Origin of the sequence: Actinomycetospora lutea, assembly GCF_028737205.1 — a bacterium.
Taxonomy (GTDB): Bacteria; Actinomycetota; Actinomycetes; order Mycobacteriales; family Pseudonocardiaceae; genus Actinomycetospora; species Actinomycetospora lutea.
Genome location: NZ_JAQZAL010000008.1, coordinates 108,621 through 132,765, shown reverse-complemented (window position 1 = coordinate 132,765; position 24,145 = coordinate 108,621). Strand labels below are relative to the sequence as shown.

At 73.9% G+C, this 24,145-nt stretch carries 24 protein-coding genes; 15 read left to right on the top strand and 9 right to left on the bottom strand.

Annotated features, from left to right (window positions below; translation table 11 throughout):
- Positions 1 to 69: 69 nt before the first annotated feature.
- The 6 genes from PHK61_RS11140 to dapB all read left to right on the top strand — a co-directional run bounded on the left by PHK61_RS11140 (position 70) and on the right by dapB (position 6,718).
- Positions 70 to 1,020 (top strand): bifunctional riboflavin kinase/FAD synthetase, encoded by a 951-nt coding sequence (locus PHK61_RS11140; RefSeq protein ID WP_274281035.1) that lies wholly within the window; start codon positions 70 to 72, stop codon positions 1,018 to 1,020.
- Positions 1,021 to 1,098: 78 nt separating this feature from the next.
- Positions 1,099 to 1,593 carry a helix-turn-helix domain-containing protein gene (locus PHK61_RS11135; protein ID WP_274281034.1) on the top strand — a complete coding sequence of 165 codons (495 nt, stop codon included), beginning with the start codon at positions 1,099 to 1,101 and terminating at the stop codon, positions 1,591 to 1,593.
- A gap of 177 nt (positions 1,594 to 1,770) precedes the next feature.
- Positions 1,771 to 2,040, top strand: a complete 270-nt coding sequence (gene rpsO, locus PHK61_RS11130; protein ID WP_133824989.1) for a 30S ribosomal protein S15 — start codon at positions 1,771 to 1,773, stop codon at positions 2,038 to 2,040.
- 255 nt (positions 2,041 to 2,295) lie between these two features.
- Complete coding sequence (locus PHK61_RS11125) at positions 2,296 to 4,602, top strand: polyribonucleotide nucleotidyltransferase (RefSeq protein WP_274281033.1); 2,307 nt, start codon at positions 2,296 to 2,298, stop codon at positions 4,600 to 4,602.
- A 50-nt stretch (positions 4,603 to 4,652) separates the two neighbouring features.
- Positions 4,653 to 5,948, top strand: coding sequence for a M16 family metallopeptidase (locus PHK61_RS11120; protein WP_274281032.1), 1,296 nt, complete (start codon positions 4,653 to 4,655; stop codon positions 5,946 to 5,948).
- 35 nt (positions 5,949 to 5,983) lie between these two features.
- On the top strand, positions 5,984 to 6,718 hold the full coding sequence (gene dapB, locus PHK61_RS11115) for a 4-hydroxy-tetrahydrodipicolinate reductase (protein WP_274281104.1): 735 nt from the start codon (positions 5,984 to 5,986) through the stop codon (positions 6,716 to 6,718).
- Positions 6,719 to 6,724: 6 nt separating this feature from the next.
- Here dapB and PHK61_RS11110 read toward each other — a convergent pair whose 3' ends face one another.
- Positions 6,725 to 7,309: a hypothetical protein gene (locus PHK61_RS11110; RefSeq protein ID WP_274281031.1), complete on the bottom strand. Its 585-nt coding sequence runs from the start codon at positions 7,307 to 7,309 to the stop codon at positions 6,725 to 6,727.
- 9 nt (positions 7,310 to 7,318) lie between these two features.
- Positions 7,319 to 7,912: a GNAT family N-acetyltransferase gene (locus tag PHK61_RS11105; protein ID WP_274281030.1), complete on the bottom strand. Its 594-nt coding sequence runs from the start codon at positions 7,910 to 7,912 to the stop codon at positions 7,319 to 7,321.
- A gap of 69 nt (positions 7,913 to 7,981) precedes the next feature.
- Between PHK61_RS11105 and PHK61_RS11100 the strand changes: the two genes are divergently transcribed.
- Both PHK61_RS11100 and PHK61_RS11095 read left to right on the top strand, forming a co-directional pair.
- The gene (locus tag PHK61_RS11100; RefSeq protein ID WP_274281029.1) at positions 7,982 to 8,473 is read left to right on the top strand and encodes a beta-class carbonic anhydrase; all 492 of its coding nucleotides are present in this window, start codon (positions 7,982 to 7,984) and stop codon (positions 8,471 to 8,473) included.
- Positions 8,470 to 9,243, top strand: a complete 774-nt coding sequence (locus PHK61_RS11095) for a hypothetical protein (RefSeq protein WP_274281028.1) — start codon at positions 8,470 to 8,472, stop codon at positions 9,241 to 9,243. The genes PHK61_RS11100 and PHK61_RS11095 overlap by 4 nt, the downstream gene beginning before the upstream one ends.
- Here PHK61_RS11095 and PHK61_RS11090 read toward each other — a convergent pair.
- From PHK61_RS11090 to PHK61_RS11080, 3 genes are all read right to left on the bottom strand, one after another.
- A complete protein-coding gene (locus tag PHK61_RS11090) occupies positions 9,204 to 10,532 on the bottom strand; it encodes a wax ester/triacylglycerol synthase domain-containing protein (protein WP_274281027.1) in 1,329 nt (442 codons plus the stop codon). The genes PHK61_RS11095 and PHK61_RS11090 overlap by 40 nt on opposite strands.
- Positions 10,529 to 11,821, bottom strand: coding sequence for an acetyl-CoA hydrolase/transferase family protein (locus PHK61_RS11085; protein ID WP_274281026.1), 1,293 nt, complete (start codon positions 11,819 to 11,821; stop codon positions 10,529 to 10,531). The genes PHK61_RS11090 and PHK61_RS11085 overlap by 4 nt, the downstream gene beginning before the upstream one ends.
- Positions 11,822 to 11,885: 64 nt before the next feature.
- Positions 11,886 to 12,167 (bottom strand): hypothetical protein, encoded by a 282-nt coding sequence (locus PHK61_RS11080; protein WP_274281025.1) that lies wholly within the window; start codon positions 12,165 to 12,167, stop codon positions 11,886 to 11,888.
- Positions 12,168 to 12,265: 98 nt separating this feature from the next.
- On the opposite strand from PHK61_RS11080, the gene PHK61_RS11075 reads away from it, so the two are divergent.
- Entirely contained in the window at positions 12,266 to 13,528 is a 1,263-nt protein-coding gene (locus PHK61_RS11075) for a winged helix-turn-helix domain-containing protein (RefSeq protein ID WP_274281103.1), read from the top strand.
- Here PHK61_RS11075 and PHK61_RS11070 read toward each other — a convergent pair.
- On the bottom strand, positions 13,498 to 14,460 hold the full coding sequence (locus PHK61_RS11070) for a LysR family transcriptional regulator (protein ID WP_274281024.1): 963 nt from the start codon (positions 14,458 to 14,460) through the stop codon (positions 13,498 to 13,500). The two genes, PHK61_RS11075 and PHK61_RS11070, sit on opposite strands and share 31 nt — an antisense overlap.
- A 76-nt stretch (positions 14,461 to 14,536) precedes the next feature.
- Here PHK61_RS11070 and PHK61_RS11065 point away from each other — a divergent pair, with 76 nt between their 5' ends.
- Genes PHK61_RS11065 through PHK61_RS11055 form a run of 3 tightly spaced genes read left to right on the top strand, consistent with a single transcriptional unit; the run spans position 14,537 to position 17,980 of the window.
- Positions 14,537 to 15,232: a succinate dehydrogenase cytochrome b subunit gene (locus PHK61_RS11065; RefSeq protein WP_274281023.1), complete on the top strand. Its 696-nt coding sequence runs from the start codon at positions 14,537 to 14,539 to the stop codon at positions 15,230 to 15,232.
- A 2-nt stretch (positions 15,233 to 15,234) separates the two neighbouring features.
- The gene (locus PHK61_RS11060; RefSeq protein WP_274281022.1) at positions 15,235 to 17,211 is read left to right on the top strand and encodes a fumarate reductase/succinate dehydrogenase flavoprotein subunit; all 1,977 of its coding nucleotides are present in this window, start codon (positions 15,235 to 15,237) and stop codon (positions 17,209 to 17,211) included.
- Positions 17,212 to 17,224: 13 nt separating this feature from the next.
- The gene (locus PHK61_RS11055; protein ID WP_274281021.1) at positions 17,225 to 17,980 is read left to right on the top strand and encodes a succinate dehydrogenase/fumarate reductase iron-sulfur subunit; all 756 of its coding nucleotides are present in this window, start codon (positions 17,225 to 17,227) and stop codon (positions 17,978 to 17,980) included.
- Between the two features lie 200 nt (positions 17,981 to 18,180).
- Here the strand turns inward: PHK61_RS11055 and PHK61_RS11050 are convergent, their stop codons facing one another.
- Together PHK61_RS11050 and PHK61_RS31895 are read right to left on the bottom strand one after the other, a co-directional pair.
- Positions 18,181 to 19,101 (bottom strand): DUF4097 family beta strand repeat-containing protein, encoded by a 921-nt coding sequence (locus PHK61_RS11050; RefSeq protein ID WP_274281020.1) that lies wholly within the window; start codon positions 19,099 to 19,101, stop codon positions 18,181 to 18,183.
- Positions 19,098 to 19,928, bottom strand: coding sequence for a PT domain-containing protein (locus PHK61_RS31895; RefSeq protein ID WP_337993953.1), 831 nt, complete (start codon positions 19,926 to 19,928; stop codon positions 19,098 to 19,100). The genes PHK61_RS11050 and PHK61_RS31895 overlap by 4 nt, the downstream gene beginning before the upstream one ends.
- Before the next feature lie 99 nt (positions 19,929 to 20,027).
- Between PHK61_RS31895 and thyX the strand changes: the two genes are divergently transcribed.
- The 3 genes from thyX to PHK61_RS11030 all read left to right on the top strand — a co-directional run bounded on the left by thyX (position 20,028) and on the right by PHK61_RS11030 (position 23,315).
- On the top strand, positions 20,028 to 20,780 hold the full coding sequence (thyX, locus tag PHK61_RS11040; protein WP_274281019.1) for an FAD-dependent thymidylate synthase: 753 nt from the start codon (positions 20,028 to 20,030) through the stop codon (positions 20,778 to 20,780).
- Positions 20,781 to 20,809: 29 nt separating this feature from the next.
- The gene (locus PHK61_RS11035) at positions 20,810 to 21,442 is read left to right on the top strand and encodes a TIGR03085 family metal-binding protein (protein ID WP_274281018.1); all 633 of its coding nucleotides are present in this window, start codon (positions 20,810 to 20,812) and stop codon (positions 21,440 to 21,442) included.
- A gap of 184 nt (positions 21,443 to 21,626) precedes the next feature.
- Complete coding sequence (locus tag PHK61_RS11030; protein ID WP_274281017.1) at positions 21,627 to 23,315, top strand: ribonuclease J; 1,689 nt, start codon at positions 21,627 to 21,629, stop codon at positions 23,313 to 23,315.
- 9 nt (positions 23,316 to 23,324) lie between these two features.
- Here the strand turns inward: PHK61_RS11030 and PHK61_RS11025 are convergent, their stop codons facing one another.
- Positions 23,325 to 24,143, bottom strand: a complete 819-nt coding sequence (locus tag PHK61_RS11025; RefSeq protein ID WP_274281016.1) for a DUF2182 domain-containing protein — start codon at positions 24,141 to 24,143, stop codon at positions 23,325 to 23,327.
- Positions 24,144 to 24,145 lie beyond the last annotated feature (2 nt).

The window sequence follows — 24,145 nt, the reverse complement described above, 5'->3', positions numbered from 1 at the left end:
GGTGACGCCCGACCTGATCACCCCCACCGACACGGCGTGACCCCGGCGACCGGCCGTACGCTCCCGGCCGTGCAAACCTGGCGGGGACCCGACGGCGTGCCGTCGGGCTGGGGTCGGTGCGTCGTGACGATCGGCGTGTTCGACGGCGTGCACCGCGGCCACCAGCAGCTCATCGCCCGGGCCGTCGCCCACGGGCGCGAGCTCGGCCTGCCCACCGTGCTCATCACCTTCGACCCGCACCCGGCCTCGGTCCTGCGTCCCGGCACGCACCCGGTGCGGCTGACGACGCTGACCCGCCGCGCCGAGCTCGTCGCCGAGCTCGGCGTCGACGCGTTCTGGGTGCTGCCGTTCACCACCGACCTCGCCCGGGTGGCGCCCGACGAGTTCGTCCACGAGCTGCTCGTCGACCGGCTGCACGCGGCGATGGTGGTCGTCGGGCGGAACTTCACGTTCGGCCACAAGGCCGCCGGCGACGTCGCCGAGCTCGAACGGCTCGGCCAGCGCTTCGGCTTCGCCGCCGAGGGCGTGGACCTGGTCACCGAGCCGCTGGGCGGTGCCGCGGCGGGCTCGACCGTGACGTTCTCGTCGACCTACATCCGCGCGAGCATCGCCGCCGGCGACGTCCGCGCGGCCGCCGAGGCCCTGGGCCGGCCGCACCGCCTCGAGGGGGTCGTCGTCCGCGGCGACCAGCGCGGCCGCGAGCTGGGCTACCCCACGGCCAACGTCGACTGCGGCGAGCACGCCGCGATCCCCGCCGACGGGGTGTACGCGTGCTGGTTCCACCACCGCGGCGAGGTCCGGCCCGCCGCGACCTCGGTGGGCACCAACCCGACGTTCTCGGGCCGCCAGCGCACCGTCGAGGCGTACGTGCTCGACACCGACGAGGACCTCTACGGCGCCCGCGTGGGAGTCGACTTCGTCGAGCGGCTGCGCGGGATGGACCGCTTCGACGGCGTCGAGGAACTCATCGCCGCGATGGACAAGGACGTCCTGCGCACCCGCGAGGTCCTCGGCCTCTGACTTCCCCCGAACGGCCACCACGGCTCCCGCCCGGCTGCCACGCTCGCCACGAGGGCAGGACGGGCGGCGGGAGGTGGCGTGGGCCGATCGGACGCCGCGGGGTCGGATGCGGCAGGGACGGTGCGGCGCAACCGCGAGCTGCAGCGCCGGTTCTACGGCGAGCCCCTGGGCGACCGGCTGCGGCGCCTCCTGGCCGCCCTCGACGTGTCGCAGGCAGCGCTGGCGGCGGCGCTGGGCGTCAGCTCGCCGATGCTCTCCCAGCTCATGAGCGGGCGGCGGGTGAAGATCGGGACGCCGGCGGTGCTCGGCCGCCTCGTGCTGCTCGAGCAGGCCGTGACGCAGCACGCCGACCCCGCCGCGGACCCCGCGGCGGTGAAGCGCCTCCTCGCCGGCGTCCGGGCCACCGAGCCGCGCGCGCCGACGAGCGCGACGGGCTCCTACGACCTGCTCCGCACGGTCGCCGGGCCCGACGAGCTGGCCCGGGCGGCCGACACCCTCGACCGCGGCTTCCCCTCGCTCGCGGGCCTGCTGAGGCGTGCGGCGGGTGTCGAGGCGCCCGGGCCGGGGCGCTGACGGGGTGTGCGGACCCGTCGGTACACTGGGAGTTGTTTCGCCTGGCTGCGGTCCGTGGTGGCCGGGCGGCGGGTGGTTCGCCCCCGCGAGTACGACGTCCACCGACGGCGACAGCCGGTCGCGACGGGCGTCGTCCATGCTCACGGCACCGACGACAGCAGACTGGAGCACCACCCCGTGGCACTGACCACCGAGCAGAAGAAGGCGACCCTCACCGAGTACGGGGTCCATGAGACGGACACCGGGTCGCCCGAGGCGCAGGTCGCGCTGCTCACGCAGCGCATCGTGCGGCTCACCGAGCACCTCAAGATGCACAAGCACGACCACCACTCCCGCCGCGGACTGCTGCTGCTGGTCGGGCGTCGTCGTCGCCTGCTGAAGTACGTCGCCTCCGTCGACGTGGCCCGCTACCGCTCGCTCATCGAGCGGCTGGGGCTGCGCCGCTGACGAGGCTCCGCTGAACCCCGCGCACGCACCGCGCCGACCGGCCGCGACGCCGGCCGGCGCGGTGGCGTGCGCAGACCCCCATCCGGCCCCGCCGCCATCGTCCACGCACCCGGGACGCCCGCGCGTCGGCCGGTCCTCGGTAGTGGCCCACGGACACACGCTCCGTGGGCTTCGATCGAAGACCGCCTCGTCGCCGGGGGAGCCCTGGGAGACCTGGTCGGGACGCGGTAGGGGCCTCGCAGAGGAGAACCCCCCATGACCGAGACACACGCCGCCGTCAACGACGGGGCCGTCCACGAGACCACCGCGGTCCTGGACAACGGTGCCTACGGCACCCGCACCGTCCGCTTTGAGACGGGCCGCCTGGCCCGTCAGGCGGCCGGCGCCGTCGTCGCCTACCTGGACGACGACACGATGCTGCTCTCCGCGACGACCGCCTCGAAGCGGCCGAAGGACAACTTCGACTTCTTCCCGCTGACGGTCGACGTCGAGGAGCGCATGTACGCCGCGGGCCGGATCCCCGGCTCGTTCTTCCGCCGCGAGGGCCGCCCGTCGACCGACGCGATCCTCACCTGCCGGCTCATCGACCGCCCGCTGCGCCCGACCTTCACCAGCGGCCTGCGCAACGAGGTCCAGGTCGTCATCACGGTCCAGAGCCTGGACCCGAAGGACCCCTACGACGTCCTCGCGATCAACGCGGCCTCGGCGTCGACGCAGATCTCCGGGCTGCCCTTCGACGGCCCGATCGGCGCCACCCGCGTGGCGTTGATCAACGGCCAGTGGGTCGCCTTCCCGACGTGGGAGCAGCTCCAGAGCGCCGTCTTCGACATGGTGATCGCCGGCTCGGTGACCGCCGACGGCTCCGACGTCGCCATCGCGATGGTCGAGGCCGAGGCCACCGACCACGCGTGGACGCTCATCGGCGAGGGCGCCCAGGCGCCCACCGAGGAGATCGTCGCCGCGGGCATGGAGGCGGCCAAGCCGTTCATCCGCACCCTCTGCGAGGCGCAGAAGGAGCTCTACACCGCCACCGGCACGACGACGAAGGACTACCCGACCTTCCCGCCGTACCAGGACGACGTCTACTCGGCGGTCGAGAGCGCGGTCGGCTCCGACCTCGACGAGACGTTCACGATCACCGGCAAGCAGGACCGCGACGAGGCCCAGGACGCGATCAAGGACCGCCTGGTCGCCGAGCTGTCCGGCAAGTTCGAGGGCCGCGAGAAGGAGATCGGCGAGGCCTTCCGCTCGCTGACCAAGAAGACCGTCCGCCAGCGGATCCTCTCCGACGGCTTCCGCATCGACGGCCGCGGCACCACGGACATCCGTCCGCTGGCCGCCGAGGTCGAGGTCATCCCGCGGGCGCACGGCTCGGCGCTGTTCGAGCGCGGCGAGACCCAGATCCTGGGCGTCACCACGCTGAACATGCTCCGGCTCGAGCAGACGATCGACTCGCTCGGCCCGGAGACGACCAAGCGGTACATGCACCACTACAACTTCCCGCCGTTCTCCACCGGTGAGACCGGCCGCGTGGGCTCGCCGAAGCGCCGCGAGATCGGCCACGGCGCGCTGGCCGAGCGGGCGCTCGTGCCGGTGCTGCCGACGCGCGAGGAGTTCCCCTACGCCATCCGCCAGGTCTCCGAGGCGCTCGGCTCCAACGGCTCGACGTCGATGGGCTCGGTCTGCGCCTCGACGATGTCGCTGCTCAACGCCGGTGTGCCGCTCAAGGCACCGGTGGCCGGGATCGCCATGGGCCTCGTCTCGGGCGAGGTCGACGGCAAGGAGACCTTCGTCGCGCTGACCGACATCCTCGGCGCCGAGGACGCGTTCGGTGACATGGACTTCAAGGTCGCCGGCACCAAGGACTTCGTGACGGCCCTGCAGCTCGACACCAAGCTCGACGGCATCCCGTCCGAGGTGCTCGGGCGGGCGCTGACCCAGGCCCGCGGGGCCCGCCTCGCGATCCTCGACGTCATGGCCGAGGCCATCGACGCGCCCGACGAGATGAGCGAGTTCGCGCCGCGCATCACCACGGTGAAGGTGCCGGTCGACAAGATCGGCGAGGTCATCGGCCCGAAGGGCAAGATGATCAACTCGATCACCGAGGAGACCGGCGCCGACATCTCCATCGAGGACGACGGCACGATCTACGTCGGTGCCGCCGACGGGCCGAGCGCCCAGGCCGCGATCGACCGGATCAACGCCATCGCCAACCCGCAGCTGCCGAAGATCGGCGAGCGGTTCCTGGGCACGGTCGTCAAGACCGCCGCCTTCGGCGCCTTCGTCTCGCTGCTGCCGGGCCGCGACGGCCTCGTCCACATCTCGAAGCTGGGCGGCGGCAAGCGCATCGGCAAGGTCGAGGACGTCGTCAACGTCGGCGACAAGCTGCGCGTCGAGATCACCGACATCGACAACCGGGGCAAGATCAGCCTCATTCCGGTCAAGGAGGAGGACGCCGCCGACGCCGCCCCGTCCGACGGCGAGGCGCCCGCCGAGGCGGCCCCGGCGGCGGCCACCTCGGGCGCGGTGACCGGCGCCATCGGGGGCTCGTCGCCGGAGTGACGGCACTCTCCAGCACGGGTCACGCGGAGACGCAGCACCCGGCCCCCGGCGTGGCACGCACCGTGCTGCCCGGGGGCCTGCGGGTGGTCACCGAGCACGTCGCCGGCGCGCGGTCGGCGTCGGTCGGGCTGTGGGTCGAGGTCGGTTCGCGCGACGAGCCGGCCCTCGGCGCCGGCACGCACGGCGCCGCGCACTACCTCGAGCACCTGCTGTTCAAGGGCACGCGGCGGCGCTCGGCGCGGGCGATCGCCGAGGAGATCGACGCCGTCGGCGGCGACCTCAACGCGTTCACCGGCAAGGAGCACACCTGCTTCTACGCGCACGTGCTCGACCGCGACATGCCGCTCGCGGTCGACGTGCTCGGCGACGTGGTGCTCGACGCCGTGATGGCGGCCGCCGACGTCGAGCTCGAGCGCGACGTGGTGCTCTCCGAGATCGCCGGGCGCGACGAGGACCCCGAGGACCTGCTCGCCGACGACTTCGACGCCCTGCTCTTCGGCGCGCACCCGCTCGGCCTGCCGGTGATCGGCACCGAGGAGTCGGTGACGGGCATGACCCGCGACCGGCTCGCCGACTTCCACGCGCGCCACTACGTCCCGGCCCGCTCGGTGCTCGCCGTGGCGGGCAACGTCGCGCACGCCGAGGTGCTGGCCGCGGTGGAGGCGGCCTACGGGTCGCGCCTGGACGGGTCGTCCGAGCCTTGGCACCGCCGGGCCGGCGACGACGCGCCCGGCACGCCGGAGGACCGCCTCTCGGTGCGCGACGAGGACACCGAGCAGGCCCACCTCATGCTCGGCGTGCCGTCGCTGCGCCGGGCCGACGAGCGCTGGCCCGCGCTGCAGGTGCTGTCCACGGTGCTCGGCGGCGGCATGAGCTCGCGGCTGTTCCAGCAGGTCCGCGAGCAGCGCGGGCTCGCGTACTCCGTCTACTCGTCGACGACGGGCTACACCGACGCGGGCGCGCTCGCGGTCTACGTCGGCTGCGCGCCCGAGCGTCTCGGGGCCGCCGCGGCGGTGGTGCGCGACGAGCTCGGCGACCTCGCCGCCCACGGCATCACCGAGGCCGAGCTGGTGCGCGCACGCGGCCAGCTGCGCGGCGAGCTCGTGCTGGGCCTGGAGGACACCTCCTCGCGGATGACCCGGCTCGGGCGCCGCGAGCTCGACCACGGCGGCCTCGACCGGGCCACCGACCTCGCCACCACGCTCGACCGGATCGACGCGGTGGGTGCGAGCGATGTGGCATCGCTGGCGTCGGCGCTGCTGACCGGGCCCCGCTCGGCCGCGGTCGTCGGTCCCTATGGTGACATCGACGAGCTGCCGGGCGAGGTGCGGGAGATGGTGCAGTGACGCCCCCGGAGACGGAGCGGAGCGTGAGCTCGACCATGGTCAAGGTCGGCGTGCTGGGCGCGAACGGGCGCATGGGCTCCGAGGCGTGCGCCGCGGTCGAGGGCGCCGAGGACCTCGAGCTGGTCGCGCGCGTGGATGTCGGCGACGACCGCGACGCGCTGAAGAAGGCCGACGTCGTCGTCGACTTCACCCACCCGTCGGCCGTCGCCGACAACCTGCGCTGGTGCGTCGACGCCGGCCTGCACGTCGTCGTGGGCACGAGCGGGGTCGGCCAGGACCTGCTCGACGACGTCCGCGGGCGCCTGTCGCCGGGGCAGGCGGTGCTCGTCGTCCCCAACTTCGGGATCGGCGCCGTGCTGATGATGCGCTTCGCGGCGCAGGCGGCGCGGTTCTTCGAGTCGGTCGAGGTGGTCGAGCTGCACCACCCGCGCAAGGCCGACGCCCCGTCGGGCACGGCGACGCGCACGGCGCAGATGATCGCCGCCGCCCGCGCCGAGGCGGGTCTCGGGCCCGGCCCGGACGCGACGACCCACGACCCCGACGGCGCGCGCGGCGCCCGGGTCGACGGGATCCCGGTGCACGCGGTGCGCATGGCGGGCCTGGTCGCGCACCAGGAGGTCCTGCTGGGCACCGAGGGCGAGACCTTCACGATCCGCCACGACTCCCTGCACCGCAGCTCGTTCATGCCCGGCGTGCTGCTCGCCTGCCGCGGGGTCGCCGACCACCCCGGCGTGACCGTCGGTCTCGAGGTCCTGCTCGACATGGACTGATCGGGCCTAGACCTGCTCGATCCACGGCCGCAGGTACTCGCGGTCGACCTCGACGCCGTCGGGGATCAGGGCGATCATCCGGCGCACCCGTTCCGCGGCGTCCTTCGTCAGGCGGAAGTCCTCGTCGCGCGACATCGGGTCCTCCGGGCCGAACGTGCGGGCCGTGGCCACGATCGCCGGGACGGCCGCCCGGATCTCCTCGGCGTCGTCCGCGGCGAGCGCCGGATCCAGGCCGGCGCCCTCGAGCCGGGCGCCGACGTCGTCGAGCTGCGCGGCGAGCCAGCCCCACGGGTCGGCCGTGAGCGACGGCGACCAGACGCGCTCGGAGGGCTCGTCGCCGTCGAAGAACGGGTGGAAGTGGGCGGCCGAGAACGCGTCGGCGGGCCGGTCGAGGCGGTTGAACAGGTCGGCGCGCCAGAAGGCCTCGTCGATGACCGTGCGCTGGGCGGCCGACTCGCTGCCCCGGTGCTCCTGCGGGGTGAGCAGGCGCAGCTCGACGCGGGCGCCGTGCTCCATCACCGCCTGGGGCGAGATCTCGAACCACCGGCGCACCACCACGGCGACGCGGGTGAAGCCGTACACGACCAGCACGGGCGCTCCTCAGGACAGCAGGGGAAGGTCCAGGTCGTCGAGCGACGGCTCGGGGCGGAACTCCAGGTCCAGCGGGCCGCCCACCCGGATCTCGCGCAGCGGCCGCCCGCCGGCGTCGAGGGTGCGCACGGTGCCGTCGGGGTCCCAGCCGGCGCGCTCGTAGAAGCGCCGCGAGGCGGTGTCGCGCTCGGGCACCCAGGCGATCGCGCGTGTCGCGCCGGCCGCCCGCAGCCCGGTCGCCGCCTCGACCAGCAGACGGCCCCCGTGCCCGCGTCGTCCCCACCGGGGCTCGACGAGCAGCGCGGCCACCGCGGCCACCGAGGACGCGTCGTCCGGGACGGCGCCGGCGGCGTCGGCGAGGTCGTCGGGGGCCGCCGGCCCGGCCGCGCAGAAGCCGACCAGCGCGTCGCCCTCGGTCGCGACCCACACCGCGCCCGCGGCGATCGGGTCCGCCCATCCCGCGGCGACCGCGTCCGTGTCGAAGCCCGCCACCGCGCCGGGCGGGAGCATCTCGGCGTAGGCCGAGGTCCACACCGTGCGCTGGACGTGCGCGACGGCGGCGGCGTCCTCGGCGGTGGCGAGGCGGACGGAGGCGAGCGCCATGCCCCCGAGCCTAGGGATCCGGATCACCCCGCGGTGCGCGCCGGGGTCGGCCTCGCCAGGATCAGGGGCATGACGGCGACCGACGAGATGCTGGCGGCCAACGAGAGCTTCGCGGCGGGCTTCGACAAGCCCGGCCTGCCCGGGCCGCCCTCACGTGGCGTGGCGGTCGTGGCCTGCATGGACGCGCGCCTGGACGTCTACCGCGTCCTGGGGCTGGGCGACGGCGAGGCGCACGTCATCCGCAACGCCGGCGGCGTGGTGACCGACGACGTGCTGCGCTCGCTCGCGGTCAGCCAGCGCAAGCTGGCGACCCGCGAGGTGGTCCTGCTGCACCACACCCGGTGCGGCATGGCGACCTTCACCGACGACGACTTCGTCGCCGAGCTCGAGTCGGAGACCGGCCGGCGGCCCAGCTGGGCGCCGGGCACGTTCCGCGACACCGAGCAGGACGTCCGCGACTCGCTCGCCGCGGTGCGCTCCAGCCCGTTCCTCGTCCACACCGACGACGTGCGCGGCTTCGTCTACGACGTCGACACCGGAGCCCTGACCGAGGTCGCATGAGCCTCGACGTCACCGCTGAACTGGACGTCCCGCACCGCCCGGACCTCGCCCCGGTCCGCCGCCAGCTCGACGCGCTCGCGCCGGTCGCGGCCCGCTTCCTCGTGCCCGACAACGCGACGGCCCGCGCGGCGGTGGCCGGGCTCGTGGTCGCCGGGGAGGTGCGCGGTCGGGGCCACGAGACGGTCGCGGTGCTCAACGCCCGGGACCGCAACACCCTCGGCCTGCGCCGCGACCTGCTCGGCCTGCTCGCGCTCGGCGTGCACGAGGTCCTGCTGCTGCGCGGCGACCGCCCCGACCACGACCCTGTTCACGATCAATCTGGGGACCGGCCGCTGACCGTCGGCGCCATGCTCCGCGAGGCCCGCGCGCTGGCCGAGGAGCACGAGACCGACCTGCGGGTCGGGGTCGTCGCCGCCCCGGGCCGGGACCTGCCGGCCTGGAAGCGCGACGCGGACGTCGTGTGGCTCGCGCCGACGTTCTCGCTCCCCGCCGTCATCGACTGGCGGGAGCGTCACGCCGACCTGGGACGCCCGGTCCGCGCCGGGGTCCTGGTGCCGACCGGGCCGCGGATGGCCCGCGGGGTCGCCGAGGGCCTGGACCTCGCGCTGCCCGACCACCTCGTCGAGGCCCTGGAGCACGACGGGACCGCGGGCGTCGACCCGGCGATCGAGCACGCGCTGGCCCTGCGCGACGCCGGGGTGGACGGCATCCACCTGGTGGCGGTGAGCCGCTACCGGGAGGTCGCCTCCCGCCTGTCCGGACTCGTCTGACGGTCCGGATCCGTCCCACAGGCCGCGACGAGCAGGCCGGCCTCGGCGCGCAGGCCGTCGGCGAGGACGTCGACGTCGGGCACGAGACCCGGGTCGACGGTCACCCCGAACGACAGCACGTCGACCATCGACGCCGCGGTGACCCGCAGCGCGTGGTGGAACCCGATCTCGGCGAGCGGCCAGGTCGCGCGCACCCGACGGCCGAGCACCGCGACCGGCGCCCGCGGCCCGGGCACGTTCGAGACGCTGACCGTGAACGCCCGGGCGGTGGCCCGCAGCCGGTCGCAGACGCGGCGCAGCGGCGGCGAGACCTCGGCCAGGCGGTGCAGCAGGTCGTCGAGCAGGGCCGCGTCGCGGGCGTCCTTGCGCGCGGTCGTCAGCGCGTGCACGGCGCGCAGGCGCTCGAGGGGGTCGGTGACGTGCACCGGCAGCGGCAGGTCGAACGCCGAGTCGCGGTTGCCGGCGGACGGGTCCTCGCGGGGCAGGCTCACCGGGACGCGCACGCGCAGGTCGGTCACCTCGCCCGCGTGGTGGTCGACCCAGCGCCGCAGCCCGCCCGCCAGCACCGCGAGGAACGCGTCGTTGACGGTCGCCCCGGCCGAGCGGGCGGCGGCGTGCAGGGCCGCGAGGTCGGTGTCGACGAACGCCACGTCGCGGTGGGTCGAGAGCTCGCCGTCGAACGGCGACCGCGACGGGCCGACCGTGAACTCGCGGGAGATCAGGCCCATGAGGTGGGCCCGGCGGCGCTCGTGGTCGGCGTGCACGGTGGCGGGCGGGGACGCCGCCGCGCCGGTCGCGGGCCCCGCGGGCTCCTCGTCGTAGAGCACCGTGTGCGACAGGCGCGTCATCGTCGCGCCGTCGGCGAGGGCGTGGTGGACCCGCCAGACCAGCGCGGTGCCGCCCCCGGCCAGCGGCGCCACGTCGAGCGACCACAGGGGCCGGTCGCGGTCGAGGTGCTGGGCGAACCGGTGCGCCACCAGGGCGCGCAGTGCCCCCTCGTCGTAGGGGCTGTCGGGGGCGTCGACGACGTGGCGGGCCAGGTCGAGGTCGGCGTCGGGCACCCACACCGGCACGCCGTCGCGCTCGTCGAGGCGGTAGCGCAGCTCGGGCGCGGCGGGCAGGCGGGCGGCGATCTGCTCGCGGAGCCCGGCGGCCGTCAGGGGCGGGCCCTCGAGCATCGCCATGTGCAGGACGTGGCCGACGACGGTCGCGCACTCGAGGTCGAGGATGGCGCGGTCCTCGTCGGAGAGCGGCACGCAGCCCGGTCCCGACGTCCCGGCGGTGCTCACAGGTACCCCAGCGTCCGGGCCTGCGCGGTGAGCTCGTCGCGGAAGTGCGGGTGCGCGATCGCGATGAGGCGCGCGGTGCGCTCCGCGATCGACGCGCCGCGCAGCTCGGCGACGCCGTACTCGGTGACGACGTGGTCGACGATGTTCTTGAAGGTCGTGACCGCGGCGCCCGGCGCCAGCTGCGGGACGATCCGCGACACGGTGTCGTCGTGGGTGGCCGAGTGCAGGACGATGAACCCGGCGCCCTGCTCGGACATGATCGCTCCGCGGGCGAAGTCGGGCTGGCCGCCCGAGGACGAGAAGTACTGGCTGCCCAGCGACTCCGAGGCGCACTGCCCGAGGAAGTCGACCTCGAGGGTGGCGTTGACCGAGCGGAACAGCGGCTCGCGCGCGATGTTCCACGGGTCGTTGGTGTAGTCGACGGGGTGGAACTCGATGCCGGGGTTGTCGGCGACGAAGTCGTAGAGCCGCTGGGTGCCCAGCGCCCCGGTCGTGATGATCTTGCCGCGGTGCGTCGCCTTGCGGGTGCCGGTGACGACGCCCGCCTCGACGAGGTCGACGAACCCGGTGCCGAAGACCTCGGAGTGCACGCCCAGCTCGCGGTGGTCCCCGAGGCTCGCGAGCACCATGTCCGGGACCGCGCCGATGCCGATCTGCAGCGTCGACCCGTCCGGGATGCGCTCGGCGACGTACGCGGCGATCGCCCGGTCGCGGTCCGTCGCCTCCGGGGGCGGGAGCTCCACGAGGGGCCGGTCCGCCTCGCACCAGCCGACGACGTCGCCGATGTGGAGCTGGTTGCCGCCGAAGGTGCGGGGTGTCTGCGCGTTGACCTCGACGAAGAACGGCACCTCGCCGATGAACGCCGCGGTGTAGACCGCGTCGGTGCCCAGCGAGAAGTAGCCGTGACGGTCGGGCGGCGACACCGCGGCGACGACGAGGTCCGGCCGGACCGCCCGCCGCAGGAGGCGCGGCACGTCGCTGAAGTTGTTGGGCACGAGGTCGCAGTGCCCGGCGCGGAACGCCTCGCGCGTCGACGGGTTGAGGAACCACGACACGTGCCGCAGCCCCGGAATCTTGCCGTCGATGGAGGCCCGCGGGCGCGGTGCGAGCATCTGGTGCAGCCGGACGCCGTCCAGCCGGTCGCCGCCGGCCTCGAGCGCGTCGATGACGGTGGCCGGTTCGCCGTTGAACGAGTTCACGACGATCTGGCTGCCGGGCCCGACGTGGTCGAGGACGGCGTCGGCGGGTCGTCGCGCGGCGGCGATCATCTCCGGGATCGAGGGGGCCACGGCCACCGATCCTGGGGCAGAGATCTCGTCCTGACCAGCACGATCGCCCTCCGCGCCCACCCGGCTACCGGGCGTTCTCCCAGGCCGGACGCGGCAGCGGCAGCGGGGGCGGCTCGTCGTCCGTCAGCCGGGCCGTCCCGGCCGGGTGCTCGACGAGCGCGAGCACCCGCGAGGCCATGAACCGCGCGGTGCGCACCGGCGTCCCGCCGCGCGTCACCTCGCTGACCTCCACCACGCCGCGGCCGTGCGCGATGTCCACGCGCCGCCCGGCCTTCGTGGCCTCGACCTCCCACGTCCGCGTCGCGCCACCGGCGTCGACGACGATCTCCACACGGTCCCCGACCATGGGTCCTCCTCACAACGTTCACCCAGGTCAACGCCCGTGCGCGCCGCTTTCTTCCGGGACTGTCGGACCCCTCGGGCAGGATCGCGGGGGTGGAGACGATGTCGGCGGCGCAGGCCCGGCGCGCGGCGGTGGCCGCGCAGGGGTTCGGGGGAGCGGTCCGGCGCGGGCGCCCGTCGCGACGCACGATGGCGGCGGAGGTGCGGCGGCTGGGGCTGCTCCAGCTCGACTCGGTCAACGTCGCCGTCCGGGCGCACTACGCACCGCTCTTCTCCCGCCTGGGCCCGTACGACCGCGACGCCCTCGACGCGCTCGCGTGGCCGCGGACGCCCGCCGAGGCCCGGCGCCGCACGATGGTCGAGTTCTGGGTCCACGAGGCGAGCCTGCTGCCGGTGGACGACTGGCCGCTGTTCCGCTGGCGGATGCGCGACAACGCGACCCGGCACGGCCGCTGGCTGGGCACGGCGCTCGACCGCCGGGCCGACCTGCTCGACGCGATCCTCGCCGCCGTCGGCGAGCACGGCCCGCTCGAGGCCGGCGAGGTCGAGAAGGTGCTGGGCGACGGGGGAGACCGGCGGGCGCGGGCCTACGGGGGCTGGTGGCAGCGCTCGGACGTCAAGGTGGCCTGCGAGCACCTCTTCGCCGTCGGCGAGCTGACCACGGGCACGCGGCGGGGCTTCCGGCGCGCCTACGAGCTCCCCGAGCGCGTGCTCCCGCCCGAGGTCCACGCCCGCGAGCCCGCGCGCGACGAGTCGATGCGCGAGCTGATCCGCCGCGCCGCGCGGGTGCAGGGCGTCGCCACCGAGCCCGACCTGCGCGACCACCACCGCCTGCCCCCGGGGGAGAGCCAGGCGGCGGTCGCCGAGCTCGTCGACGCCGGCGAGCTGGTGCCGGTCCAGGTCGAGGGCTGGTCCGCGCCGGCCTACCGCACGCCCGACCTGCGGCTCCCGCGTCGGGTCACCGGTCGCGCGCTGCTGGCCCCGTTCGACCCGCTCATCTGGTTCCGGGCGCGCACGCTACGGCTGTTCGACTTCCACTACCGCATCGGCATCTACACGCCGGCCGAGAAGCGCACGCACGGCTACTACGTCTTCCCGTTCCTGCTCGACGGGCGCCTGGTCGCCCGGGTCGATCTCAAGGCCGACCGCGCGATCGGGCTCCTGCGGGTGCCGGGCGCGTTCCTCGAGGAGGGGCGCGACCTCCCCGGCGAGTCCCGGGTCGCGGCCGAGCTCGCCGCCGAGCTGGCGACCATGGCCACCTGGCTCGACCTGGAGGGTGTGCTCGTCGAGGGCGGCGGCGACCTCGCGCCGGCCCTGGGTCAGGCGGTCAAGGCTCAGACCGACACCGACGGCGGGTGGACGTAGCGCACGCCCGGGGGCAGGTGCCCGGTGCGCGACGTGCGGGCGAGCACGGCGAGGAGGTCCTCGCGGAACGCCTGCGCGGCACGCGTGGGGGCGACGTCCGTGCGGTGGGCCAGCGAGATGGTGCGGTGGCTCCAGGCCCTGTCGGCGTGCGCCCCCGACGCGTCGAGACGGGTGGCGCGCAGCGACGGGTGCCCGGCCAGCACGAGGCTCGGCACGATCGCGACGCCCAGCCCGCGCTCCACCATGCGCAGCACCGCGTCCATCTCGCCGCCCTCGACGGCGATGCGCGGGGTGACGCCGGCGGCCGCGCACGCCGCGAGCGTCACCTCCCGGAGCTCGTAGCCGGGCCGGGGGACGACGAGCGGGTGCGCGGCGAGGTCGGCGATGCCGATGTGGTCGCCGAGATCCGGCCGGCTACGGGCCGACACGACCACGAGCTCCTCGCGCAGCACCGGGGTCAGGGCCAGGTCGCCGCCGGGGTCGGTGCGGTCGATGACGAGCGCGACGTCGAGCTGGCCGCGCTGGAGGTCGGCGACGAGGTCCCGCGAGCCGCCCTCGGAGATCTGGATGGCGATCCCGGGGTAGCGGCCGTGGAAGACCTCGAGCACGTCGGCGACCACGCTGACGCACAGGCTCGGCGTGGCCCCGAGGCGCAGCCGCCCCCTGCGCAGCCCGGCGAGCTCGGCGATCTCCATCCGGGCCGTCTCGGAGTCCGCGACGATGCGCCGGGCGAGCGGCAGCAGCGCCTCGCCCGCCGCCGTCGGTGTGACGTTGTCGTGACCGCGCGTGAGCAACGTCTCGCCCAGGTCCTCCTCGAGGCTGCGGATCTGTTTGCTCAGCGTGGGCTGCGCGACGCGGCACAGCGCCGCTGCCTGCGTGAATCGGCCGGTGTCCACCACAGCGAGGAAGTAGCTGAGCTGTTTGATGGTCATGGCCATAGCTCCACGCTATGGCACGGCCCTGCTGCATGCATTAGCGCTCCGCAGGTCGCGGACCTACCGTTTTCACGTGGTCATCACCCCGCAGCGCAACATCGTCTCGAGGACGTGGGGCACCTCGGTCGGGAAGAAGTCGGTCATGGCCGTGACCGGCGGGATCTTCCTGCTCTACGTCGTCGCCCACATGATCGGGAACCTGAAGATCTTCTTCGGGATCCAGACCTTCGACGCGTACTCGCAGCACCTGCGCGAGATCGGCGAGGCCATCGTCGGCTACGAGGGCGTCCTCTGGATCATCCGCGTGGTCCTCCTGGCGAGCCTCGTGCTGCACATGTGGGCGGCGTTCTCGCTCTGGGCGCGGGCGCGCAAGGCGCGCCCGATCGGGTACCAGCACCGGCAGAGCTGGCAGGGCAGCTACGCGGCCCGCACGATGCGCTGGGGCGGGGTGATCATCGCGTTGTTCGTGGTCTGGCACATCCTCGACCTGACCACGGGGACGGTGAACCCCCGCGGTGGTGACGAGAGCGCCTACCTGAAGCTCGTGGCGAGCTTCGACCGCTGGTACGTCGCGCTCTTCTACGTCCTCGCGGTGGTGGCGCTGGGCTTCCACATCCGGCACGGCCTCTGGTCGGCCATCCAGACGTTCGGCCAGAACAGCGCGCTCAAGCAGAACGCGCTCAAGACCTTCGCATTCGTCGTGGCGGCGGTGATCACGGTCGGTTTCGCGATCGTGCCGCTGTCGGTCATGACCGGGTTGGTGAGGTGACGATGTCAGAGCTGCAGCAGGAGCCCACGGCCGTCCAGGGCGAGGGCCGCTACGTCGTCGGCGACCCGATCGGGGACACCCGGGCGCCGGACAGCCCGATCGGCGACCGGTGGGGCGACCGCAAGTTCTCCGCGCGCCTGGTCAACCCCACCAACCGCCGCAAGATGAGCGTCATCGTCGTCGGCACCGGGCTCGCGGGCGGTGCCGCCGCGGCGACGCTGGGCGAGGCCGGCTACCACGTGAAGTCGTTCTGCTTCCAGGACAGCCCGCGGCGTGCCCACTCGATCGCCGCCCAGGGCGGGATCAACGCCGCGAAGAACTACCGTTACGACGGCGACTCGGTGCACCGCCTGTTCTACGACACGATCAAGGGCGGCGACTTCCGCTCGCGCGAGTCGAACGTGCACCGCCTCGCCGAGGTCAGCCTCAACATCATCGACCAGTGCGTCGCGCAGGGCGTGCCGTTCGCCCGCGAGTACTCGGGGCTGCTCGACACCCGCTCGTTCGGCGGGACCCAGGTGTCGCGCACCTTCTACGCCCGCGGGCAGACGGGTCAGCAACTGCTGCTGGGCGCCTACCAGGCCCTCGAGCGCCAGGTCGCCGCCGGCTCCGTCGAGATGCACCCGCGCACCGAGATGCTCGACCTCATCGTGGTCGACGGGCGGGCCCGCGGGATCGTCACGCGCAACCTGTTCACCGGCGAGATCGACACCCACCTCGCGGACGTCGTCATCCTCTGCTCGGGCGGCTACGGCAACGTCTTCTACCTGTCGACGAACGCCAAGGGCTCGAACGTCACCGCCGCCTGGCGGGCGCACAAGCGGGGCGCGCTGTTCGCCAACCCCTGCTACACGCAGATCCACCCGACGTGCATCCCGGTGTCCGGCGAGTACCAGTCGAAGCTGACGCTGATGTCGGAGTCGCTGCGCAACGACGGCCGCGTCTGGGTGCCCAAGGAGCGCGGCGACGACCGGCCGCCGAACGAGATCCCCGAGGAGGAGCGGGACTACTACCTGGAGCGGCAGTACCCGAGCTTCGGGAACCTGGTGCCCCGCGACATCGCCTCGCGCGCCGCGAAGAACATGTGCGACGCCGAGCACGGGGTCGGTCCGGGCGGGCTCGGCGTGTACCTCGACTTCTCCGACGCCATCGAGCGTCTCGGCCGCACCGCCGTCGAGAACAAGTACGGCAACCTCTTCGAGATGTACCAGCGCATCACCGGGGACGACCCGTACGAGGTCCCGATGCGCATCTACCCGGCGATCCACTACACGATGGGCGGGCTGTGGGTCGACTACGACCTGCGCTCGACCATCCCGGGCCTGTTCGTCGGCGGCGAGGCCAACTTCTCCGACCACGGAGCCAACCGCCTCGGCGCCTCGGCGCTGATGCAGGGCCTGTCCGACGGCTACTTCGTCCTGCCGACGACGGTCGCCGACTACCTCGCCGACGCGCCCTTCGACGACGTGCCGGCGGACCACCCGGCCGTGCGGGAGGCCGTCGAGTCCACCCGCGAGCGCATCGACAAGCTGCTCTCGGCCAACGGGCACCGCACCGTCGACTCGTTCCACCGCGAGCTCGGCCAGCTCGTGTGGGACCAGTGCGGCATGGCCCGCAGCAAGGAGGGCCTGGAGAAGGCCCTCGACCGCATCCCCTCGCTGCGCGAGGAGTTCTGGCGCGACGTCAAGATCGTCGGCACCGGCGACGGGTTCAACCAGTCGCTGGAGAAGGCCAACCGGGTCGCCGACTTCATGGAGCTCGCCGAGCTCATGTGCATGGACGCCCTCCACCGCGAGGAGTCCTGCGGCGGGCACTTCCGCGTCGAGCACCAGACCGAGGACGGCGAGGCCGAGCGCGACGACGAGAACTTCTCCTACGTCGCGGCCTGGGAGTACGCCGGCGAGAACCAGCGCCCGGTGCTCCACAAGGAGGACCTCGAGTTCTCCTACGTCCACCCGAGCCAGCGCAGCTACAAGTAGTGGAGTCACCCCAGTGAAGCTCACCCTGCGCATCTGGCGTCAGCCCGGGCCCGACGCCAAGGGCAAGATGCAGAAGTACGTCATGGACGACGTCGAGCCCGACATGTCGTTCCTCGAGATGCTCGACGTGCTCAACGAGAAGCTGGTCCTCGACGACGAGGACCCGGTGTCGTTCGACCACGACTGCCGCGAGGGCATCTGCGGCTCGTGCGCGATGGTCATCAACGGCACCGCGCACGGCCCGCAGAAGAACACCACCACGTGCCAGCTGCACATGCGGCACTTCGACGACGGCGACACGATCGACATCGAGCCGTGGCGGGCGCGGGCGTTCCCGGTGGTCAAGGACCTGGTCACCGACCGCAGCGCCTTCGACGAGATCATCAAGGCCGGCGGCTACATCTCGGTCAACACCGGCTCGGCGCCCGAGGCGCACGCGATCCCGGTGGACAAGGTCTCGGCCGACGACGCGTTCGACGCCGCCACCTGCATCGGGTGCGGCGCCTGCGTCGCGGCGTGCCCGAACGGCAGCTCGATGCTGTTCACCGCGGCGAAGGTCACCCACCTCGGCCTGCTCCCGCAGGGTCAGCCCGAGCGGGCGACGCGAGCGATCAACATGCTCGCCAAGCAGGACGAGCTGGACTTCGGCGGCTGCACCAACGTCGGCGCCTGCCACGAGGTGTGCCCGAAGGGCATCCCGCTGGCCTCGATCGCCCAGCTCAACCACGACGTCCTCGGCGCGACCCTGACCGGGGCGCGCTCGGACTAGGCACGGTCCGGGGATCTGAGCGAAGGGCACCGTCGATCGGAGAGATGGGCGAGGAGCCCTTCGCTCATCCCGGCACTCGTGACCCGACGCAGCGAGGGCGTCCTCGAGTGGGTGTGACGCAGCGAGCGCGTCCCCCGCTCCAGGCGGGAGTGTGCCCAGGCGGGAGTGCGCCCAGGGGGGGCTCCCGGGCGCGGCTCCGCTCAGGCGGCGAGTGCCGGGCGGGGTTTCGCGGTGGCGACGGTGACGTCGCCGGCTCCGGTGCGGGCGCGGACGGTCAGGCTCGCGCCGGACGGGGACTCGGGGCGCTCGGGGCGCTCGGGGCGCACCGGCAGCTCGCTGCGCACGCGGCCCACAGTGGCGTGCAGGGCCACCTGCGCGTCGACGCCCGCGTGCACGCCCACCCACAGCGAGCCCACCCCGGTGCCGATCTCGAGGTCGCCGGCCACGGCGTCGGCGACCCGGACGTCGCCGGCCGCGGCGCGCACCGCGACGTCGGCGTGCACCTCGCCGAGGCGGATGCGCCCGGCGCCGGTGCTGATCTCGGCGGGGGCCAGGACGTGGTCGACGCGCACGCCGCCGGCCCCGCCGGTCATGCGCAGCGGGCCCTCGAGCCGCCCGATGCGCACCTCGCCGGCGCCGCAGCGCAGCTCGGTGCGCCCGGCCACCTCGTCGAGACGGATCTCGCCGGTGCCCTGCACGGACACCTCGCCGGCGCGTCCCTCGACGCGCAGCCGGGCGGCGCCGGCCCGCAGGCGCAGCGCGGAGTCACGCGGTGCCCGCACGGTGACGGCGAGCGGGATGCCGCGCAGCGAGAGGTCGCTCGGTCCGCGCACCACGAGGCGGCGGGCGTCGGCGTCCCAGTCCAGCGTGGTGGCGGCCACCGCCGCGGCGGCGCGCTCCTCCGGGGAGGTCGGCGTGCGGTCGGCCCCGAGGAACCCCAGCAGCCCCGAGAGTCCGCGCAGCCACCCGGGCGGCGCGTCGGGGTCGGCCTCGACGCGGGCGCCGACAGCGGCGTCCGGCGAGGGATCCAGGTGCACGCGCACGGTGCCGGCGTCGATCGCGAGGTCGAGGGTCACCGGCTCGGACCCGCTCCCGGCGACCTCGCGGGCCGGGGCGCTCATCCGCGCACCCAGCCCGACACGTCGTCCCCGCCGCCGTCCTTGCCATCCCCGCGGCCGTCCCCGCGGCCGTCCCCGCGGTCGCCCCCGCGGTCGCCCGCGTCCGTCGGCGCATCCGTCGGCGCGTCCGTCGGCGCATCGGTCGGGGCGTCCTTCGGTGCATCCGTCGGCGCGCTCGTCGGCGCGTCCTTCGGCGCGTCGCCCGTGGACGGGCGGCCCTGGTCCCACCCCTTGCGCCAGTTCTCGTCCCACTCCCGGTCGCCGCTCGGGCCCCACGGCCCGCCGCGGTGGCCGCCGTACTGGCCCTTGAGGGCGCCCTGCACGGCCTGGCCGATCCAGGAGTTCAGCGACATCCCCTGGGAGGCGGCGGCCTTCTCGGCCTGGCCCTTGATCTGGTCGACGAGGCGCAGCGTCATCCGCGAGATGTCGCCGACGTCGGGGCCGCCCTGCCCCCCGAAGCCGGGGCCGCCGCCGAAACCGGGGAAGCCGGGCGGGGGCGGCGGGGTCTGGCGCGACCCGGGGCCGCCGCCGGGCGTGCCCGCGAACGGCGACGACGAGGGGCCGGCGAAGAAGCCGTCCTCGGCCGAGGGGTCGCGGTCGACGACGACCTTGACCTCGCGGCCGGACAGCCGCAGCGAGACGGTGCGGTCGCCGAGCTGCTCGGAGACCTCGCCGGCGAGGTCGGACAGCGCGTTCATGAGCGCCAGCCGGACGGCGGGCTCGAGGGCGGCGGCGAGCGAGGAGCCCGCCCGGGTCGTGGCCTCGTCGCCGACCGCGGCGGCCGCGGCGAGGTCGTCGCGGAGGGAGGCGACGTACGGTGTCAGGTCCATGACACCACTGTGACACCACGAGTCGCTGATCGCCACCATCGTGGTGTCATCACGCTGTCGGCGAACGGGCGCGGGAGGGCGACTTGTACCGTGGCGGACGTGCCCGAGACCGTGCAGCCCGAGGTCACGCTGATCGCGAAGACCGAGTTCTTCGCGCCGCCCGGGGTCCCGTGGGAGACCGACGTCGACGGCGGCCAGGCGCTCGCCGAGTTCGCCGGGCGCGCCTGCTACCAGTCCTGGAGCAAGCCGAACCCGGCGACGGCGACCAACGCCGGCTACCTGCGGCACATCCTCGAGGTCGGGCACCTGTCGGTGCTCGAGCACGGCACGGTCAGCTTCTACCTGACCGGGATCTCGCGCAGCCTGACCCACGAGCTGATCCGCCACCGGCACTTCTCGTACTCGCAGCTCTCGCAGCGCTACGTCCCCGAGAAGGACGCGGCCATGGTCGAGCCGGACGTCATCGCCGACGACCCCGAGCTGCACCAGATGTTCGCCGAGGCGAGCGCCGCGGCGCTGGCGTCCTACGAGAAGCTCCTCGCGGGCCTCGAGGAGCGCTTCGCCGACGAGCCCAACCGCACGCTGCGCCGCAAGCAGGCCCGCCAGGCCGCCCGCGCGGTGCTGCCCAACGCCACCGAGACCCGCATCGTCGTCACCGGCAACTACCGGGCCTGGCGCCACTTCATCGCCATGCGCGCGAGCGAGCACGCGGACGTCGAGATCCGCGACCTCGCGATCGCCTGCTTGAAGGTGCTCCAGGCCGAGGTGCCGAACGTGTTCGCCGACTTCGAGATCCGCCGCCTGCCGAGCGGGTCCGAGGTCGCCGCCAGCCCGTTCGTCGCCGAAGGCTGAGCCGGGTGGCGTCCGGGTAGGAGAACCCCATGAGTGCCGCCCAGATCGCCGACGCCGAGCGCCGCGATCTCGCCGACCTGCTGCTGCGGCTCGGCCCCGACGAGCCCACGCTGTGCGGGGGCTGGACCACGCGCGACCTGCTCGCGCACCTGATCACCCGCGAACGCCGCCCCGACGCCGCGCCCGGCATCCTGCTCCCGCCGCTCGCGGGCTGGACCGGGCACGTGCAGGCCTCCGTCGCGCGCGGCGACTTCGGCGAGCTCGTGGCCACCCTGCGCTCGGGCCCGCCGTTCTGGAGCCCGATGGCCCTGCCGCCGCTGCGCGCGGTGGACGTCCAGGAATTCTTCATCCACCACGAGGACGTGCGCCGGGCGCAGGCCGGGTGGTCGCCGCGCCCGCCGGACGAGGCGCGCGACCGCACGATCTGGCGGATGGTCGGCCTGCTCGGCCGCCTGTCCTACCGCTCGAGCCCGGTGGCCGTGACCCTGCGTCGCCCCGACGGCGAGGAGCACGCCGTGCGCTCCGGGCCGCGCACCGTCATCCTCACCGGGGAGCCCGGCGAGCTGCTGCTGCACGCGGCCGGGCGCGACGAGTGCGTCGTGCACCCCGAGGGCGAGCCGGCCGACGTCGCGACGGTCATGGCCCTCGACCGCGGTCTCTGACCGCCCGTTCCCGAACCCGCCCCTCGTCCCAGGAGGTCCCCCGATCAGCCGTTCGACCGCCCGTCGCCCCGACGCGGGTCAGCAGCAGTCCGGCCGCCCGCAGCAGTCCGGCCGCCCGCAGCAGTCCGGCCGTCCGCAGAGCCAGCAGGACCACGCGGGCCACGACTGCGCGCAGGGCTCCGGGGTGCCCACGCAGTCGGTCCCCGGCTCCGAGGGCACCCCGCCGCCGACGCCGGACGGCGCCCTGCGCATCGTGGCGCTCGGGGGCATCGGCGAGATCGGGCGCAACATGACCGTGCTCGAGTACGACGGGCGCCTGCTGATCGTCGACTGCGGCGTGCTCTTCCCCTCCGAGGACTCGCCCGGCGTCGACCTGATCCTGCCGGACTTCCGCGCCGTCGAGGACCGCCTCGACGACGTCGATGCGCTGATCCTCACCCACGGGCACGAGGACCACATCGGTGCCGTGCCGTTCCTGCTGCGCCAGCGCCCCGACCTGCTCGTGGTCGGGTCGCTCTTCACGCTCGCGCTGGTCGAGGCGAAGTGCCGGGAGCACCGGCTCACCCCGCACCTGCTCGAGGTCCGCGAGGGGGAGCGCGACCACCACGGCTCGTTCGACTGCGAGTTCTTCGCGGTCAACCACTCGATCCCCGACGCGCTGGCCGTCGCCGTCCGCACGCCCGGCGGCACCGTGCTGCACACCGGCGACATCAAGCTCGACCAGCTGCCCCTCGACGGGCGCCTCACCGACCTCGCGGGCTTCTCCCGGCTCGGCGACGAAGGCGTCGACCTGCTGCTCGTCGACTCGACGAACGCCGAGGTCCCGGGCTTCGTCACCCCCGAGCGCGACATCGCCCCGGTGATCGACGACGTCTTCCGCCGGGCGCCCAGCCGACTGATCGTCGCCTGCTTCGCGAGCCACGTGCACCGCGTCCAGCAGGTGCTCGACGCCGCGGCGGAGCACGGCCGCAAGGTCTGCTTCACGGGCCGCTCGATGGTGCGCAACATGGGCATAGCGACCGACCTCGGCCTGCTGAACGTGCCCGAGGGGCTGCTCGTCGACCTCGACGACGCGCTGGCGATGCCCGAGAAGGACGTCGTGCTGGTCTCGACGGGCTCGCAGGGCGAGCCGCTGTCGGCGCTCGGGCGCATGGCCCGCGGCGACCACCGCCAGATCACGATCACCCCGGGCGACACCGTCGTGCTGCTCTCCAGCCTCATCCCGGGCAACGAGACGGCCGTGTTCGCCGTCATCAACGGCCTCACGCGCCTCGGCGCCGACGTCGTGCACTCCGGCGTCGCCCGCGTGCACGTCTCCGGCCACGCGTCGGCCGGCGAGCTGCTGTTCCTCTACAACGCGCTGCGCCCGCGCAACGTCATGCCGGTGCACGGCGAGTGGCGCCACCTGCGCGCGAACGCCGAGATCGCCCGCCGCACCGGGGTGGAGAACATCGTCATCGCCGAGGACGGGGTCGTCGTCGACCTCGTCGACGGCCGCGCCGCCATCAGCGGGCGGGTCGAGGTCGGGCACGTCTACGTCGACGGCAACCAGGTCGGCGACGTCGGCGAGTCGACGCTCTCGGACCGCATGGTGCTCGGCGAGGGCGGGTTCATCGCCATCACGGTCGCGGTCGAGGCCGCCACCGGGCGCGCGGTGGCCCCGCCGCGCATCTCGGGGCGCGGGTTCTCCGACGACCCGAAGGCGCTCGAGAACGTCGTCTCGCTCGTCGAGATGGAGCTCTCGCGCACCGAGGCGGAGGGGATCACCGACACCCACCGCATCGCCCAGGCGGTCCGGCGGGTGGTCGGCAAGTGGGTGGGGGAGACCTACCGTCGCCGGCCCATGATCGTGCCGACGGTGCTCCCGGTCTGAGGTGGGTGTTCACATCATCATCGGCATGTCGAACACGCCGGGAACGGTCAGCCCGGGAACGGCGGTCGGAGCGACGAGGACGACGACGCCGAGGATCACGAGGAGCGCTGCCGTTCCCCAGGTGATCCAGGTCCGCCACGGAGCGATCTTCTCGACGGCGATGAGGACGGCGACGAACGCCATCCACACGATGCTCATCACGCCGAGGGCGAACAGCGCGAGCATGAGCGCCCAACAGCACCCGAGACACCACAGGCCCAGTTCGACGCCCATCCGCAGGCCGCCGGTCGCACCGTCGCGCCAGGAGCCGAGCAGGAAACCGAACGGACTGCGGCACCGGGTCAGGCAGGCGTTCTTCACGGGGGTCAGCTCGTAGACGCCGGCGACGACGAGCGCGGCGCCCGCGAGGACGCGCCCACCGGAGTCCCAGGCGAGAGCTTCGCCGGCCAGGTGGCTCACCGACGCCCCGATGCCCCAGGCGACGACCCCGGCCACGGTCCAGGTCAGGAGGTAGCCCGCGGTGAAGGCGGAGGGCGCGAGCGGTGCCCGCGTCCTCGCCATCCGCGCGTACAGCGCGACCGTCGGCGCGATCGACGGGAACATCATCGCCGCCATCATGACGACCCAGAGCAGGACGAAGGCGCCGAGACCGCCGAGAGCGGTCCACGGCCCGGCGTCCATTCCCCGCATCTGCTCGGCGGACCACCACCAGGCGACCGCGGCGATCAGCAGGAGCGCGACGAGGAGACCGAGCCGCGCTCCGGCAGCCGCGAGGGCCGGACGAGGGCCCTCGTCGGCAACGCCGTCGCGGCGTTGCCCGAGGGGCATGT

Bases quoted from the DNA above. Each gene is read 5' to 3' on its own strand.
- PHK61_RS11125 (WP_274281033.1), top strand. From the start codon at position 2,296: ATGACCGAGACACACGCCGCCGTCAACGACGGGGCCGTCCACGAGACC.
- dapB (WP_274281104.1), top strand. From the start codon at position 5,984: ATGGTCAAGGTCGGCGTGCTGGGCGCGAACGGGCGCATGGGCTCCGAG.
- PHK61_RS11105 (WP_274281030.1), bottom strand. From the start codon at position 7,912: ATGGCGCTCGCCTCCGTCCGCCTCGCCACCGCCGAGGACGCCGCCGCC.
- PHK61_RS11100 (WP_274281029.1), top strand. From the start codon at position 7,982: ATGACGGCGACCGACGAGATGCTGGCGGCCAACGAGAGCTTCGCGGCG.
- PHK61_RS11095 (WP_274281028.1), top strand. From the start codon at position 8,470: ATGAGCCTCGACGTCACCGCTGAACTGGACGTCCCGCACCGCCCGGAC.
- PHK61_RS11080 (WP_274281025.1), bottom strand. From the start codon at position 12,167: ATGGTCGGGGACCGTGTGGAGATCGTCGTCGACGCCGGTGGCGCGACG.
- PHK61_RS11075 (WP_274281103.1), top strand. From the start codon at position 12,266: ATGTCGGCGGCGCAGGCCCGGCGCGCGGCGGTGGCCGCGCAGGGGTTC.
- PHK61_RS11070 (WP_274281024.1), bottom strand. From the start codon at position 14,460: ATGACCATCAAACAGCTCAGCTACTTCCTCGCTGTGGTGGACACCGGC.
- PHK61_RS11060 (WP_274281022.1), top strand. From the start codon at position 15,235: ATGTCAGAGCTGCAGCAGGAGCCCACGGCCGTCCAGGGCGAGGGCCGC.
- PHK61_RS11050 (WP_274281020.1), bottom strand. From the start codon at position 19,101: ATGAGCGCCCCGGCCCGCGAGGTCGCCGGGAGCGGGTCCGAGCCGGTG.
- PHK61_RS31895 (WP_337993953.1), bottom strand. From the start codon at position 19,928: ATGGACCTGACACCGTACGTCGCCTCCCTCCGCGACGACCTCGCCGCG.
- PHK61_RS11035 (WP_274281018.1), top strand. From the start codon at position 20,810: ATGAGTGCCGCCCAGATCGCCGACGCCGAGCGCCGCGATCTCGCCGAC.
- PHK61_RS11025 (WP_274281016.1), bottom strand. From the start codon at position 24,143: ATGCCCCTCGGGCAACGCCGCGACGGCGTTGCCGACGAGGGCCCTCGT.